Below are 16930 nucleotides of genomic sequence, written 5' to 3' on the forward strand. Positions count from 1 at the left end.
CTCGCTTACTGTTTGTTTTTGTTCTGACGCTCCTGTACAATGGCATCGAGTACCGCTACCGTGGTGAGGTTGACGATGTCGCGCGTAGAGCTGGCGATGTCGGTAAAGTGGATAGGCTTGTTCAATCCCATCTGAATCGGGCCAATCGACTCGGCTACCCCCATCTCGAGCATCAGTTTGTAGGCCGAGTTGGCCGAGCTCAGGTTGGGGAATACGATGGTGTTTACCTCGCGCCCCTTGAGTTTGTTGAAGGGGTAGGTCTTGTCGCGCAATGCATTGTTGAGGGCGAAGTTCATCTGCATTTCGCCGTCGATAAGCATCTCGGGGTACTGCTCGTGCAGAATCTCGATAGCCTCGTGTATCCGTTGCGGGCTGCCCAGGTTGTCCGACCCGAAGTTGGAGTAGGAGACCATGGCAATGACGGGGTCTTGCGCAAAGAAGCGCACCGAGTCGTAGGCGAGTCGGGCAATGTCGACCAGCGTATCGGTGGTGGGCTTGCGGTTGATGAGGGTATCGGCAATGAAGTAGGTGCCCCGCTTGGTGTTCAGGATGTGCATGGCGCCGAAGTGTTTGTAGCCCGGGCGGATGCCTATCACATCCTTGGCTATCTGTATGGTCTCGGCATACTTCGAGTAGGTACCGGTGATGAAGGCATCGGCCTCGCCGGCTTCGACCATCATCATACCGAAGTAGTTGCGGTCGAACATCTTTTCGTGAGCCTCGGGGTAGGTCATGCCCTCGCGTTGACGCTTCTCGGTGAGCATGTGGGCATAGCGGCAGCGGCGATCCTCCTCGTCGGGGTGGCGCAGGTTGATAATCTGCATGCCCGTGAGGTCAACGCCTATCGAGGCGGCCAGTTTGCCGATGAGCTCGTCGTTGCCCAGCAGGATGGGGTGGCAGATGCCGTCGCGCATGGCCGTCTCGGCAGCCTTCAGCATGTTGGCGTGGTTGGCCTCGGCGAATACCACCCGTTTGGGCTCCTTGCGGGCCATCTCGGTAAACTCGCGCAACATCTTGTTGTCATAGCCCATGAGCTTCTTCAGCCGGTCGTTGTAGGCATCCCAGTCGGTAATGGGGTGCTGGGCCACGCCCGACTCCATGGCAGCCCGGGCCACGGCCGGAGCTACGGCGGTGAGCAACCGCGGGTCGAGAGCTTTGGGAATGATGTATTGCGGACCGAAGGTGAGGCGCTTGATGCCGTAGGCCGAGTTGACCACGTCGGGCACCGGCTCTTTGGTGAGCTGGGCAATGGCGTAGGTGGCGGCCCGTTTCATCTCTTCGTTGATGGTCGTGGCGCGTACGTCGAGCGCCCCGCGGAAGATATAGGGGAATCCCAGCACGTTGTTGATTTGGTTGGGATAGTCCGACCGGCCGGTGGCGAAAATCAGGTCGTCGCGCGAAGCCATGGCCTTGTCGTAGGCAATCTCGGGATTGGGATTGGCCAGGGCAAAGACGATAGGACGCTCGTTCATCGACTGTACCATCTCGGGGGTAAGTACGTCGGCCACCGAGAGGCCCAGGAAAATATCGGCACCCCGCATGGCCTCTTCCAGCGTGTGGATGTCGGTGCGGTCGGTAGCGAACTGTTGTTTCGAGGGGGGCAGGTTGGGACGGTCGGAGCGGATAACACCTTTGCTGTCGACCATGACAATGTTTTCGCGTCTGATGCCCAGACCCATGTAGAGCTTGGTACACGAGATGGCGGCGGCACCGGCACCGTTGACCACGAGCTTGGCCTCTTCGATTTTCTTGCCCTGTATCTCGAGGGCGTTCAGCAGACCGGCACCCGAGATGATGGCCGTGCCGTGCTGGTCGTCGTGCATGACGGGGATATTCAACTCCTCTTTCAGGCGGGTTTCGATTTCGAAACACTCGGGCGCCTTTATATCCTCGAGGTTGATACCGCCGAAGGTAGGCGATATGGCCTTGACGGCCTCGATAAATTTGTCGGGGTCTTTTTCGTTGACTTCAATATCGAACACGTCGATGCCGGCAAATATCTTGAACAGCAGTCCCTTGCCCTCCATCACCGGCTTGCCGGCCAGGGCACCGATGTCGCCCAGACCCAGCACGGCCGTACCGTTGGAGATGACGGCTACCAGATTTCCCTTGGCCGTATATTCATACGCCGTATCGGGGTTCTTCTCTATCTCGAGACAGGGTTCGGCTACGCCCGGCGTATAGGCCAGGGAGAGGTCGCGCTGTGTACTGTATGGCTTGGTGGGAACGACTTCGATTTTCCCGGCTTTGCCTTCGCTGTGATATTTTAAGGCATCTTCTTTTAATTCGTTTGACATAAATATAGTATTAAGTAGTTTCTTCGTTTAATTTGTATGCTTAAAAGTTAAATAGCTTTTAGACTGTAAGCAAGCCGTATGCAAATGTAGCAAATATATCTCATCTCATGTGTTAAGAAAAATGTTTCTTTAACAATAAAGATTACATAAATAGTCGCTTTCTTTTCCTCTCGATTCGGCAACAGAGCCGATTGGGGGGCAGTTGTCGAGGGTATGAAGTGCCGCCCCTGAGGCGGTGGCAGATACCCCTCCCCCGGGTCGGCTATCGCTTCGGTGTGGTGGATGTTACAGGTGCATGACTCGCTCTTCGAAGTCGTCGCGAGAGCCGATGGCCGAGTTGCGAATCTTTACCCGATAGTTGTATATGGTCGAAACCGAGTAGCACAGGAAGCGGGCTATTTGGTTGCTGTCGGTCGTGCCCAGGCGAACCAGCGCATAAATGCGTAGCTCGGGGGTGAGCGAATTGGGCTTGGGGGTGATGCGAGCCTCGGGCACCAGCAACTCGTTGAATTTCTCGACAAAGTCGGGGTATAGTTTCAGAAACGACTGGTCAAACTCGGCATAGAACATTTTGCGTTCGTTGTTGATACTGTTCTGTGATTTCAAATTTTTAGAGAGTTCTTCCATCTTACCCATCGAGGCCAGTTTGTTGAGCGAACGTCGATACTCGTCCATCTTGTCGATATATACGGCACACTGGTCCATGTATCGGCTCAGGTACTCCTCCTTGACGTGATTGCTCTCGGTGAGCGAGTTGTTCACGGTCTGCAAGTGTTTGTTGGTCTGGTTGAGTTTCTCCTTGACACTGTTGAGCTTGTGGTTTTGGAAAAACAGAATCACGAAGGTGATTAGCAGAATCACGCAGAAGGCGCAGGTGATGTAGGTAAACGTAATCGAGAGTTCGCGTTGTTTCTGTATCTGAGCCTGATATACCTCTTCGATAATGGTGAATACGGGCATGAATTCGAGGCTGCGCACCCGAGCGTTGCAGGCCCGGGCATCCTCGACCGAGCATTTGATGTAGTTGTAGGCGCGCTCGATGTCGCCCTCGTTGAACAGGAGTTCGGCCAGCCGGTGCAGCGAAACATATTCCCGCACGGCTGCTTTCAGGTCGCATTGAGCCGAGAGGGCGTAGTAGATTTTTGTGCTGTCGTTCTGTTGGGTCTGGGCAAAGACTTCGGCCATGCCGTAATAGATGATGCCCCGGTCGTGCGAGTTGAGTTGGCCTCGATAGAGAGCTTCGCGCAATATTTGCAATGCACTGGCGTAGTTGTGTTGTGCGGTGAGTTCGTCGGCCTTGACCACATAGTAGGTAAACGAGTTGGAGGGGTTGGACTGCAAGATAGAGTCGCGATAGAGGTTCAGGTGCTTGTTGTAGTCGTTGCGAATCTCCGGCTCCAGTGCATAGTCGGCCAGTAGTCCGTAGAGAGTCCGTTTCAAATGGTAGTAATAGGGAATGATGTAATGGGGCAGGGAGCTGCGTTTTATCTGGTTCAGCAGTTCGTCGGCTTCTTTGTACATGCCTGCGTTGTAGAGGCACTCGACCATATTGAGTCGGGCTTGTACCTGCATGTCTCGATTTTTCACCTGGTCGGCCAGATGAATCTGACGTTTTACATATACCGTTTGAGAGTCGATGCTGAATGCCCGATAGGCGTCGACCAGGTAGCCGAGAGCCCGGAATCGTTCGGCCGGTGAGAGTTGTTTCCTCAGGTTTTGTTTGAGAGTCTGTATCTCTCGCTCTTTTTTTTGACTGAAGCGGTAGCGGTAGCCGATGAGTCGGTCGAGCGAGTCGAGTGTTGCTTCGACGGTGAGTTGGGGCGGTTCGCAGCTTGGGGTTGCAGCTTGCGTATGAAAACAGGCAGGGAGCAGGGTGAGCAGGATGCCTATCGACAGGAGGGCAGGTCGATGTGATATGTTCATGGATGAGAAAATAAAGTTTATCGTTTTTTCTTGTCTTGTCTTCGATATGGGCAGATATGGGAATCGACGAAACAAAGATAAAAAGAATATTGTAAACAGAGCTGTTTAGGGGTGAAAAATGCTATCATAATGGCTACTTTTATGAATGTTGTATTTTTGTATAAAATATTGATAATAAAATATTTATTTTCATTAAATATCTACTTTTTTACTACACCGAATTGACAAGGCCAAATAACCCTTCTATTTTTGTGTGGAAAATTGAAAACAGGGCGTGTACTCTGTGTAAACAAATTTATTAACCCAATATTAAATAGCATGAAAAGCAGATTCTTACTTTTCTCGGCTTTAGCCTTATGTTCGGCTACGGTAGCAGCCGGCAATTATCCCGCCTCGTTATATGTAATAGGTGATGCCACCCCGGCACAATGGGATAGTAATAATGTGATTCGTATGGTAACGGTCGAAGATGGTGTGTATGAATACACCGGCGATTTGACCGAAGGCCGCATGCGTTTTGTAACGACGTATGATTTTGCTCCCGGCTATGGCCCGGCCATGGCCTCTACGGTTGTGGGCGATAATCCCAATGAAACCTATCTGGATTTGACAACCGGTTCTCACGAGTTGGAATATCGTAGCGACTACACGGCTCCCGACAAGTCGTTCAAGGTATCAGCTGCCGGGCGCTATAAATTCAGAGTCGACCTTACCGGCGAAAAACCGCTGGTCGAGGTAATCGACGGTACCGAGTTGCCCGACCAGGCTGCCGCACACTTTGAGGCCGTGTATGCGATAGGCGATGCTACGGATGTGCACTGGGCTATCGAGAGTGCCATCGAGCTGCCCGAGACCTCTTTCGATTCGGGCATCTATAAAGGCACGTTGCAACTGAGCAAGTGCGAGGCTTTCGAAGGCTTGAAGTTTATGATGACCCGGAAGTGGAACGACCGCATGTACGTGTCGGCTCAGCCTGAGCAGACGATTGCCGCTCCCGGTGAATATGACTTGAAATATACCACCAGCAGCAGTGAGGACTGGAAATTCGGTGTTCTGGTCGAGGGTTTGTACGAGGTAACGGTCGATGTAAATACCATGAAACTGACTATCGCCGAAACCTATCCCGAAAAGTTGTGGGTCATCGGTGATGCCGTTGGTGGCTGGACATTCGAAGACAACCACATTCTGGAAGTCAAGGACCAGGAAGGGGTATACTCCTGGACGGGCGATTTGACCGAGGGCGAATTGAAATTCTACGACGGCAACAGCTTTGACTATACGGCCTATGGCGCCGAGGCTGCTAACACTCCGTTCCAAGAGGGTGAGTCGACAATCACCAAGTTGAGCGATGGCAACGACTTCAAGTTCTACGTCGAGGCTGCTCAAGCCGGCAACTATACGTTGACTGTCGATCTGAAATCGATGAAACTCAATGTCGAGAAAAACGAAGGTCCCTCGACGGCAATCGAAGAGATTGAATCGATCGATTGGGTACAAGAGTCTTATGGAATCGTTTGCGACCGGGCTCAATCCATGGCACTGTATGACATCAGCGGCCGGGAAGTCGTTTCGGTCGACGCCTCGCTGTTGCCCTTCGATGGCCTCAATTCAGGTATTTACGTGCTGGTTATCGAGACCTCCAAAGGCCGTATGACTCATAAGATAGCAGTTCGATAAATTATTTCATGGAGGGGCTGCTCTGCAAGTGTGGCAGCCTCTCTTTTTTACTTTCCCCCTAAAGATAAATTATAGATGAAAAACAACCATTTGGGCAGGATCACATGCTGTGTAATCCTCTTATGCCTGTTACCATTCGCCGTATGGGCTCAGAGCAAGGTCGAGGGCACTGTTCTCGACGTCAACCAGGAGCCGCTTATCGGTGTCAATGTATCGGAGAAAGGGACTTCGAACCGAACCGTGACCGATATAGATGGACATTTCAGTCTCAATCTCAGTTCGGCCAATCCCGTATTGCATCTCAGTTATGTAGGCTATGTGGCTCAAGACGCCGATGTGAACGGACAGAGCACGATGCAGATTGTCATGCACGAGAACAACGAGATGCTCGACGAGATTGTAGTCATTGGATATGGTATCCAGAAGAAAAGCGACTTGACGGGAGCTATCTCGCAGGTCTCCTCCAAAGATTTGGCCCGTCAGCCGTCGCCGAGCCTCGGAGCCGCCTTGCAGGGTAGGGCCCCCGGTTTGCAGGTAGTTTCGAGCGGGGCCCCGGGCAGCAACGTGAGTATGAAAATCAGAGGCATCGGTTCCATTAACAACAGCGACCCCCTCTTGGTTATCGACGGTGTACCTACCGATGTACCTTTGAATATGATCAACATGGACGACGTGGAGAGCGTCGACATCCTTAAGGATGCCTCGGCTACGGCCATCTACGGTTCGCGCGGTGCCTATGGCGTGATTATCATCACCACCAAGCGAGGCTCGCAGGAGCGCAACAACCTGAATTTGAAAGTGACCTACGGGTTCGATCAGTTGCAACGCACCCTGCCGTTGCTCAACGCCACGCAGTTTGCCTCGTTACACAACGAGATGATGAGTGCCGGCGGACAACCCCAGTATGCTCTCTTCAACGACCCCACCAAACTGGGCAAGGGTACCGACTGGATGGGCGAGCTTTTCCAGTATGCTCCTACGCAGACCTATTCGGCCAACTATTCGGGGGGTACGCAAAAGAGCCGTTATTACGTATCGGGTACCTACTACGATCAGCAGGGTATCATCAAGACAACCGACTACAAGCGGTTTACACTTCAGTTCAACTCCGATGTCGAACTCTACAAGTGGTTGAAGTTGGGGCACAACCTTTCGCTCAACCACGACATCAAGTCGCAGGGCGAGTACAACATCCAGAACACCATGAAGGCGTTGCCTACCCAGGCCATCAAAAACGAAGACGGCTCCTGGGCCGGTCCCGTGGGCCTGGCCATGTATGTGGGCGATATTGCCAACCCCATCGGTAAGATGATGGAGAATACCTCGACCACCAAAGGCTACAACCTGCTGGGTAATATCTATGCCGAGATAAAACCGTGGGAGTGGCTCACGTTTAAGAGCACCTTTGGTATCCAGGCCCTCTTCTGGGACAGCAAGAGCTGGACTCCCAAGTACGACTGGGAGCCTATCGAGCAACCCGAGTCGCAGGCTTCGCGCCAGTACAACAAGAGCTTTACCTGGTTGTGGGACAACCTGCTCACCTTCAACAAGACCTTCAACGACAAGCATGCCGTAACCGCCATGATAGGTTCGTCGGCCCAGACCAACACCTACGAGTTTATGAGCGGTAGCATACAAGGCTTCATCAGCGATTCGGCCCAAGAGTTGGCCAACGGTATTCTGGAGCCCACCCTCACCGGTAACGGCAGCGACTGGGCGCTCCTGTCGTTCATGGGCCGTATCAACTACACCTATGACAATCGCTATCTGTTTACCGCCACCATGCGTGCCGACGGTAGCTCGCGTTTCAGCCGGGCCAACCGCTGGGGTGTATTCCCCTCGGTGTCGCTTGCCTGGCGAATGAGCGAAGAGGAGTGGTTCCAGAAGAGTTTTGCGTTGAGCGACCTGAAGATACGTGCCGGATACGGTGTTACCGGTAACCAGGCCAGCGTGGGCAACTACGCCTATGCCTCGGTACTGCAAACCGTGCAATACAATTTCAACGGCAACCAGGTGTCGGGTCTGGCCCCGTGGGTGATGCCCAATCCCAATGTGCGCTGGGAAGAGGTCGAGCAATACAACGTAGGTATCGATGCTTCGATGCTCGACAGCCGGTTGCTGGTAACCCTCGACGGATATATCAAGAATACCAACGATATGCTGGTGCCCATGTCGGTACCCATCTCTTCGGGTTACTCCGACGAGAACGTGTCGCAAATCAATGCCGGCCTGATGCGTAACGTCGGTGTCGAGTTGGCCCTGACTTCGTTCAACTTCCGTGGAGGCGACTTCACCTGGTCGACTACGGCCAACGTGTCGTACAACCACAACGAACTGATCAGCCTGAACAGCGACGTGCCCATGTATTTCGACAACAACGTGCACATGGTGGGCTATCCCATCAGCGCCTTCTATGGTTATGTGACCGACGGTATCTTCCAGACGCAGGAAGAGGTCGACAACCATGCCATACAGACGGTGGGCAGCGATCCTACGTCGAGCACACAGCCGGGCGATATTCGTTTCAAGGACTTGAACAACGACGGTGTCATCAACGACGACGACCGTACCGTATTGGGCAGCCCTACGCCTTCGTGGACTTTTGCCATGAACAACCAGTTTTCCTACAAGGGATTCGACCTGGAAATCTTCTTCCAGGGCGTAGCCGGCAACAAGATTTACAATGGCAACCGCGCGTCGCTCGAGGCCATGAGCGTAGCTCAGAACCAGATGACGACCGTGCTCGACCGCTGGCGTGGACCCGGCACGAGCAACACCATGCCCCGTGCCGTCTTTGGCGACCCCAATAAGAACAACCGGGTATCCGACCGATTCCTCGAGGATGGCAGCTACCTGCGCTTGAAGAACATTTCGCTGGGGTACACCCTGCCCAGTCGCCTGACCAAGAAGGCCGCCATGCAGCAGGTACGCCTGTCGGTATCGGCACAGAACCTCTTTACCCTTACCCGCTATACGGGTCTCGATCCCGAGGTGAGCGGTTCGGGCAACGACAATAATGTGTATCCCGTGACCCGTAATTTTACGTTCGGATTGAACATAACCTTTTAATCCATAACCACCGATGAAACGAACAACTTATATCATATCGATTTTCGGCGCTCTCGCCATGCTGTTGAGCGCTTGCAGTGATTTCTTGGATCGTGAGCCCTGGGACTCGGTCGATACGTCGGAGGGTTTCCAAACCGCCGAGGATGCCGTGGCGGCTGTCAATGCGGCCTACCAGCCTCTGCAATGGGCCAAACTCTACAACATGCGCATCTGGACGCTCGACATCATGGCCGGCAACAGTGTCGTGGGTGCCGGTGGAGGTACCGACGGTATCGAGACGGTCGACCTGGCCAACTTTATCGCTACGGCCGACAACTTTGCCGCCCTCGACTTGTGGCGCGGTCCTTCGCCCGGTATCTTGCGGTGCAACTTCGTGTTGCAGAATGTACCCGGTATGGATATGGACCAGACGCTCAAGAACCGTTGCCTGGGCGAAGCCTATTTCCTGAGAGCTCACTACTACTTTATTCTGGTACGGCTTTTCGGCGGTGTACCTTACATAATCACGCCTCAAACCTCCGAGACCAATCTGTTGGTAGAGCGTGCCCCGGTAAGCAAGATTTATGAACTCATCACATCGGACCTCAAGAATGCCATCTCACTGCTTCCCAAGAAATCGGAGTACTCCACTACCGATCTGGGCCGTGCTACCCGCGAAGCCGCCATGGCCGAACTCATCCGGGTATACATGACCTACGAGCCCAGTAACGACAAGTACGAAGAGGTAGTGCGCATGTGCGACGAGATAGGCTCGATGGGTTACGAGCTGGCCAGCGACTACTCCGACATTTTTGACCCCGCTAAAAAGAACGGCGTGGAGTCTATCTTCGAGGTGCAGTATTATGGCAAGACCAACTACGATTTCTGGAGCAACGAGAACCAATGTTCGTGGACCAGCACCTTCATGGGGCCCCGCAACTCCGACATGGCTGCCGGCTGCTACGGCTGGAACCAGCCTACGGCCGAGTTTGTAAGCCAATACGAAGAGGGCGACTTGCGTAAGGACAAGACCATCTTCTACATGGGGTGCCCCACATTCGACGGCAAACAATACAGCTCGTCCTATTCGACTACGGGGTACAACGTGCGCAAATTCCTGCTTACCAAAGCTCAATCGCCCGACTACAACACGAGCAATGCCGACTGGGTCGTTACCCGTTATGCCGACATCTTGCTGCTCAAGGCCGAGGCGCTGAACGAACTGGGTCGCACCGTACAGGCCGAAGATCCGCTCTACGAGGTACGCAAACGTGCCGGCCTCACCGACCGAAGCACCATCGAGGGGCTTACTCAAGCCCAGATGCGTGAGAAGATTATCCACGAGCGTCGCATCGAACTCGCCTTCGAAGGTCACCGTTGGTTCGACATGATTCGCTACAAAGACAACTATGCCCTCAACTTCCTCCACTCGATAGGGAAGACATCGGCCAGCTCCAAGCATCTGTTGCTCCCGATTCCCCAGCAGGAGATCGAGGCCAATCCGATGTTAACGCAAAATCCGGGTTACTAATCAAAGAGACTGAAAAACAATGAAAGCAAAGACTATAATAGGTATGACATTACTCGCCTCGGTCGGTCTGGTCGGGTGTGAGGAGGAGATTGTGCTCGACAAGGGCGAGTCGCCCCTGATGATAAATCTCTCGGCCGATTCGGTACGTTGCGACCAGCGCAGCGATGCCCAGGAGGCTCTGCAAATTACCTGGACCAGCGGGACCAACCAAGGTACGGGTGCAGCTATCTCGTATTTTTTCGAGATGGATGTGAAGGGCGATAATTTCGAAAATGGTATCAAATACAACATCGGCAAGACCGATTCGCGGGTAATCTCCTTTACCAACAAGGAGCTTACCGATACCTTGCTCCACTATTTCCCCACCATTCCCCTCGAGCAATACACCGATTTTGAAATGCGGGTAACGGCTACCGTCGCAGACCCCACCGTCCCCATGCAGGTATCGCCTGTGAAGGAGGTAAGAATCGCTCCCTATAAATGGCGGGTGCTCAACCTCTATATCATCGGCGATGCTACCCCCAACGGTTGGGACAATCAGTTGGCCACCATCATGTCGAGCGACTACGACAACATTGCACACTTCACCTGGCAGGGTATGCTCAAGAAGGGCGAAATCAAGTTCAATGCCCAGCTGGGCGACTGGTATCCGTGCTACGTGCGCGACAACGACGACCCCACCAGGATGCACTACCGGGAGAAAGAGGAAGACTATCCCGACAACAAGTGGGTAATCGAACAGGCTGGCAATTACTTGATCGATGTGAATCTCGACCTGCTTACCGTCAGCTTCACCAACCTCGACGGCGAGGTACCCTTCTCGACCCTTTATCTGGTAGGCGAGGCTGCACCCTCGGCCATCAAACTCGAGCAGTCGAGCGACGACTCCTTTATCTTTATCTACAACGGAGCCTTGTCGGCCGGCAATATGCTCATCTCGAGCACGACCGCGACCTCGGGTTGTGCCGGTTATCAGCCTCTCGACAACAACGGGCTGGGCACGACGACTGTCCAACTCGTCGACGATATAGGCACGGCCAGCAAGCAGTGGAACATACCGGCTGCCAACAAGTACAGCGTGACACTCGACTTGCGGGGCAATACTCTGGAGATTGGCAACTACGTAGGATACGAGCATGTATGGATCATGGGCTCGGCTGCCCCCGGCGGTTGGTCGTGGGACAACATCACCGAGATGCAGCACAGCTCGTCCAATCCCAACGTGTTCACCTATGAAGGCTATCTGTCGGAGGGCGAACTGAAGTTCCCGCTCGAAATCGACCACAGCTTTGGCGGCGATTTCATACTGGCTCCGCAGGCCAACTGTCCCATCTCGGAAAACGGATCCTACGTCATCGGCAACCAGCCCGACAACAAATGGATTATAAGCGAAGCCGGGAATTACCGCATCACTATCGACGTGGAAAATGAAACCATCTCATTCGTAAAATTATAAAGTTCAAAAGATATGATTAAGAAGCTGTTTTTAGCCTACCTTTCCGTTTCGGCTCTCCTGTCGATTTCGGCCTGCAACCGCTTTGACATAGAGAACGATCCCATCACCTATGGCGATGGTTACATGGAGGTACAACTCAATACCGATAAAGCCTGCTATGCTCCGGGCGAGGCTGTGAATTTCACGCTCAACAAGCTCATTCAAGGGGCTTCCAACGTGATGGTCCGTTACCGTCATTTGGGTACCACCCTCGAGGAGGCTCCGCTGAGTAGCTGCAACTGGACCTGGCAGCCGCCTGCCACCGACTATCAAGGCTATATGGTCGACCTGTACAGCAAGGATGCCGACGGGGTAGAGACCGTCTATGGCAGCATTGCCGTCGATGTATCGTCGACCCCCGACCGGTTCCCGCGCAACGGTTTCCTCTCGGCCTATGGCAACATGACCGACCAGGATATATCCGACGTCATGTCCGACCTCAATCGCCATCACATCAACTACGTGCAATTCCAGGACTGGCACTACAAGCACCACAAACCCCTGGCCGGTACGCCGTCGGCACCGATGGAGGTGTGGACCGACATCATCAACCGCGACTGCTACAAGAAGACGGTAGAGGGATATATCGAAAAATCGCATCAGTATGGCATGAAGTCGTTGTTCTACAACCTGGCTTACGGTGCCCTTGCCGATGCCGTCGAAGATGGCGTGCAGGAGGAGTGGTATCTCTTCAAGGATGCCAGCCATGTGCGTAAGGATTGCCACGAGCTGGGATCGCCTTTCAAGAGCAGCATCTATATTGTCAATTCGGGCAATGAAGCCTGGATCGACTACATCACCAAGCAGAACAGCGACGTATATGCCGTGTTCGATTTCGACGGCTACCAGATAGACCAGTTGGGCGACCGGGGCGAAACCTATGACTATTATGGCAACCGGGTCTATCTCGACCAGACTTTCAAGCACTTTATCGAGAGCATGAAAGAGGCCAATCCCGACAAGTCGCTCGTGATGAATGCCGTGGGCCAGTATGGCCAGGAGAACCAGATTTCGAAAGCTCCTGTCGACTTCCTCTACACCGAGGTGTGGGACCACAGCGACGACCGCGGATATACCATCTTCTCCGACATCATTACCAACAACGACAAGTGGTCCAATGGCAAGAAGACGGTTCTGGCCGCTTATATGAATTACGAGCACGGACGCAAGGGACGCAGCTATTTCAATACGCCCGGTATCCTCATGGGTAGTGCGGCCGCTTTTGCCTGGGGCGGTTCTATTCTGCAACTGGGCGAGCATCTGCTCTGCAACGAGTATTTCCCCAACAACAATCTCTCGATGCGGGGCGAGCTGAAGATTGCGCTTATCCACTACTACGATTTCCTCACCGCCTACCAGAACCTGTTGCGCGACGGTGGCGAATGGTACGGTATCGATGTCACCTCGACGACCGGCGATATTGTATTCAACCAGTGGGGACCCGTGAGAGGCCAGATTGCCACCGTGGGCAAACGCTTCGACGACCGCGATGTGATACACCTGTTGAGCTATCGCAATGCCACACACCTCGATTGGTGCGATACCAATGCCAACCAGGGTGAGCCCGATTTGCTGGAAGCCGTGAATGTGAGCTTTGCCGTCAAACAGAATCCCAAAGCCGTATGGGTGGCTTCGCCCGATGTGAAAGACGGTGTGGCCATACCGCTCGAGTATGAATATGCCGGCGGCAAGATAACCACGACCCTCCCGGCCCTGAAATACTGGGACATGATTGTCGTGGAATATTGAGATCTCGGAAGCGGGCTGGGGGAGGAGTCCTGCAGGGGATTGCCTCGGCCCGGCCGGCTCTGCCGCGACGAATAGAAAAGAAGTTACAAGATTGCTTATTTTGAAATATAGTTTTTTATGAAGTACAAATTGCTGTCTGTTTTGATGCTGTGTGCCTCTATCGGCGTGCATGCTCAAGAAGAATTTTTGTGTGGCAATCGAATGGCGGTATTCTATCCGGCCGATTTCGATTCGACACAAACTTTGGCCTCGTTTGCCATACAGAAAGAGTTGACCCGGCAGGGCGATGTGCCGTCCGACTGGGAGATACGTCCGGTTTTCAAAACCGACGATAACGGGAAAACCCTGGTAGAGATTGCTTACAGCGACAATGTCGACCTGTACGGAACGGGGCTTGTAAACGGCAATTTGCGCCGTAACGGTTATGATATTCCTCTGTGGAACAACGACAACTATGGCTATTACAAAGAGGGGCTCTATCAGTCGCACCCCTGGATTATGGGGGTACGTCCCGATGGCAAAACCTTCGGTATCATTGCCGATAACAGTTGGCGCTCGGAGATTAACCTGACGAACCCGATGAAAATCACCAGCGAAGGTCCCTCTTTCCGGGTGGTCGTTATCGAGCGTAACTCTCCGGCCGAGATGATGCAGGCCTTGGGTGAACTGACGGGTACCATCAACCTGCCGCCGCTGTGGGCTATCGGGTACCACCAGTCGCGCTATAACCCTTCGTACAAACCGGCCGATGTCCTGTGGATTACCAGCGAGATGCGTCGTCGCCATCACCCGTGCGACGTCATCTGGTTCGACATCGACTATATGGATGGGAAACGTCTTTTCACCTACGACGATTCCGACTACTTCTCGGCAGCCGGAGTTCCCAATCCGCTGGCCATGAACGACTCGCTTCACAGTCGTAACTTCAAGGCCGGTTACATTACCGACCCGGGTGTGAAAATCGATGATAGCTACATTGTCTATCAGCAAGGACAAGAGGGCGATCACTGGGTGAAAACCGAAGACAAGGTGACCGACTACGAGGGCGAAGTGTGGCCGGGCATGTGCAAGTTCCCCGACTTCACGCGGCCCGAGACTCGCGAATGGTGGGCCGGCCTCTATGGCGAGTTCTACAAGGAAAACAATATGGACGGTGCCTGGAACGACATGAACGAACCGGGCGTGTTCAATACCCCCGAGTGGACCATGCTCACGACCAACTGGCATCGCGGTGGCGGCGATTTGGCTGCCGGGCCTCACATGCGCTATCACAATCTGTACGGGTCGTTGATGACGAAAGCCTCTTTCGAAGGCCTCATGCAGAGCCGCCCCGACAAGCGTCCCTTCCTCCTCTCCCGTGCCAATCATCTGGGTGCACAACGCTATTGCGCTACGTGGACCGGCGACAATCTCGACACGTGGAAACACTTGAAGCTGACGATTCCCGTACTGCTCAACCTCGGCCTCTCGGGACAACCTTTCGGCGGCCCCGACGTTGGCGGATACGGCCGCATCGGCAATGCCGACCTGATGGGCCACTGGTTTGCGCTTGCTCCCTATTACCCCTTCTCGCGTAATCACACGTCGGAACACGCTCAAGAGCCCTGGGCTTTTGGCAGCAAGATAGAGAAGGTGGCCCGCAACGCCGTGAACCGCCGTTACCATCTGTTGCCCTATTTCTATACGCTGTTCCGCGAATCGTCTCAAACGGGCATGCCCGTCATGCGCCCGGTATTCTTTGCCGATTTGACCGACGAAAGTTTGCGCGAAGAGCAACAAGCCTTCCTGTTGGGCGGTGACCTGCTCGTGATTCCGCGCTGGGCTGTCAACCCCACCTTGCCCGGTGGCGACTGGGACGAGCTGACACTGGAAGCCGAGGACGACGGTTATCAAGCCATCGTAGCACTTCGCTCGGGTGCCATTCTGCCTTATCTGGGTCACGACATTCAGAGCACGGCCGAGTACACGTGCGACTCCATTACGCTGTATGTAAATCCGCTTGACAACGGTCAGGCCGAAGGTGCCTTGTACGACGACGAGGGCGAAGGCTTTGAATACCGGAACGGCGACTATGCCCTGTTGCAATTCTCCTGTACGGAGTATAATGCCGATTCGCTGTTGGTAAGCATCACCCAAACCGAAGGCAGTTTTGAACGTCCGGCCCGCTATTTCAGGGTAGCTGTTGTCGGTGGCGAGCAAACTCAATACTCCGACTGGACGAGCAGCAATACGATTCGGGTACCGAAAGTAGCCGATGTTTCCGAGTCGCTCGATTTGAGCAAGATCGGCACCTACTTTATTGCCGGTTCCTTTACCAACTGGTTCAATGGCGACGAAGACAAACGCCTCATGCTCAAAGACCCCTCAGACGACGGGACACTCACGAGCGACCGCCTCTATTTCGAGGCCGGTACCTATGAAATGAAGTTTGCCAATACCGACAACTGGAGCGATACCGATTGGGGTGCTCCCGACGGGAACAACGGCCTGACGGGTACTGCCGTGAAGGGCCCCGACGAGAGTTGCAAGAACATCAAGTTTACCATCGAGACGAGCGGAAACTATTACATTACCTTTAATCCTCACACCCTGCAGTATGCTGTCGTTCGCACATACGACTCGGTACAAAAGGAGATTTATGTAGGCGGTACCTACAACAACTGGACTCTGGGTGCCGGTTACATGGAACTGGTGGCCGACAACCAATGGGAGGTAACCGACGTGAATATCCCGGCCGGAGAGTGGGAGTTGAAATTTGCCAACACTAACAACTGGAGCGACAAGGACTGGGGTGGTGTAGAAGGCTTGGCCGGAACGGCCGTCGAGACCACAGGCGGCAAGCCCAACCTCAAATTTACCATTGAGACTACCGGCGATTATACGATACGGTTCAACGACCAGACTCTGGTTTACAGCATAAGCAAGGAGAGCACGGGTGTGCAGACTCCGGTTGCAGATCAGAGTTATGTCTATCCCAATCCGACCAAAGATTTGATCAATGTGCATCTGGCCTCAAACGAAGGGGAAATAGAGATTTTTTCGATAAACGGTCAGTGCGTGATGCAACAAAGATTGAACGGTAGTGTATCGACTCTGGATATTGCCCAACTGAACAAGGGTACTTATCTGGTGAGAATCTCGGAAGAAGGGCAAATGACAGTGTGCAAACTGTTGAAAGACTAATGAATAAAATATACAGATAAATATAAA

8 protein-coding genes are annotated in these 16930 nt (G+C 53.6%); 6 read left to right on the forward strand and 2 right to left on the reverse strand.

The genetic code is table 11. The features are described from left to right. Positions 1-5 precede the first annotated feature (5 nt). Together Q1K76_RS09620 and Q1K76_RS09625 are read right to left on the reverse strand one after the other, a co-directional pair. Entirely contained in the window at positions 6-2297 is a 2292-nt protein-coding gene (locus Q1K76_RS09620; protein ID WP_300132890.1) for an NADP-dependent malic enzyme, read from the reverse strand. Between the two features lie 285 nt (positions 2298-2582). After that, positions 2583-4220: a DUF6377 domain-containing protein gene (locus tag Q1K76_RS09625; RefSeq protein WP_087407642.1), complete on the reverse strand. Its 1638-nt coding sequence runs from the start codon at positions 4218-4220 to the stop codon at positions 2583-2585. Between the two features lie 318 nt (positions 4221-4538). Here Q1K76_RS09625 and Q1K76_RS09630 point away from each other — a divergent pair, with 318 nt between their 5' ends. From Q1K76_RS09630 to Q1K76_RS09655, 6 genes are all read left to right on the forward strand, one after another. Further along, positions 4539-5897, forward strand: coding sequence for a SusF/SusE family outer membrane protein (locus tag Q1K76_RS09630; protein WP_300132893.1), 1359 nt, complete (start codon positions 4539-4541; stop codon positions 5895-5897). A gap of 75 nt (positions 5898-5972) precedes the next feature. Continuing rightward, positions 5973-8966: a TonB-dependent receptor gene (locus Q1K76_RS09635; RefSeq protein WP_300132895.1), complete on the forward strand. Its 2994-nt coding sequence runs from the start codon at positions 5973-5975 to the stop codon at positions 8964-8966. Between the two features lie 13 nt (positions 8967-8979). After that, complete coding sequence (locus tag Q1K76_RS09640; RefSeq protein ID WP_087407639.1) at positions 8980-10476, forward strand: RagB/SusD family nutrient uptake outer membrane protein; 1497 nt, start codon at positions 8980-8982, stop codon at positions 10474-10476. Positions 10477-10495: 19 nt separating this feature from the next. Next, a complete protein-coding gene (locus Q1K76_RS09645) occupies positions 10496-11932 on the forward strand; it encodes a SusF/SusE family outer membrane protein (protein ID WP_300132897.1) in 1437 nt (478 codons plus the stop codon). A 12-nt stretch (positions 11933-11944) separates the two neighbouring features. Further along, positions 11945-13720, forward strand: coding sequence for a glycoside hydrolase family 66 protein (locus Q1K76_RS09650; protein WP_300132900.1), 1776 nt, complete (start codon positions 11945-11947; stop codon positions 13718-13720). Between the two features lie 117 nt (positions 13721-13837). Next, positions 13838-16903, forward strand: a complete 3066-nt coding sequence (locus Q1K76_RS09655; protein WP_300132902.1) for a TIM-barrel domain-containing protein — start codon at positions 13838-13840, stop codon at positions 16901-16903. The last annotated feature ends 27 nt before the right edge of the window (positions 16904-16930 follow it).

The organism is uncultured Barnesiella sp. (genome assembly GCF_946496565.1).
Taxonomy (GTDB): domain Bacteria; phylum Bacteroidota; class Bacteroidia; order Bacteroidales; family Barnesiellaceae; genus Barnesiella; species Barnesiella merdigallinarum.

Coding starts and splice junctions, on each gene's coding strand:
- Q1K76_RS09620 (WP_300132890.1), bottom strand. CDS start 2,297: ATGTCAAACGAATTAAAAGAAGATGCCTTAAAATATCACAGCGAAGGC.
- Q1K76_RS09625 (WP_087407642.1), bottom strand. CDS start 4,220: ATGAACATATCACATCGACCTGCCCTCCTGTCGATAGGCATCCTGCTC.
- Q1K76_RS09630 (WP_300132893.1), top strand. CDS start 4,539: ATGAAAAGCAGATTCTTACTTTTCTCGGCTTTAGCCTTATGTTCGGCT.
- Q1K76_RS09635 (WP_300132895.1), top strand. CDS start 5,973: ATGAAAAACAACCATTTGGGCAGGATCACATGCTGTGTAATCCTCTTA.
- Q1K76_RS09640 (WP_087407639.1), top strand. CDS start 8,980: ATGAAACGAACAACTTATATCATATCGATTTTCGGCGCTCTCGCCATG.
- Q1K76_RS09645 (WP_300132897.1), top strand. CDS start 10,496: ATGAAAGCAAAGACTATAATAGGTATGACATTACTCGCCTCGGTCGGT.
- Q1K76_RS09650 (WP_300132900.1), top strand. CDS start 11,945: ATGATTAAGAAGCTGTTTTTAGCCTACCTTTCCGTTTCGGCTCTCCTG.
- Q1K76_RS09655 (WP_300132902.1), top strand. CDS start 13,838: ATGAAGTACAAATTGCTGTCTGTTTTGATGCTGTGTGCCTCTATCGGC.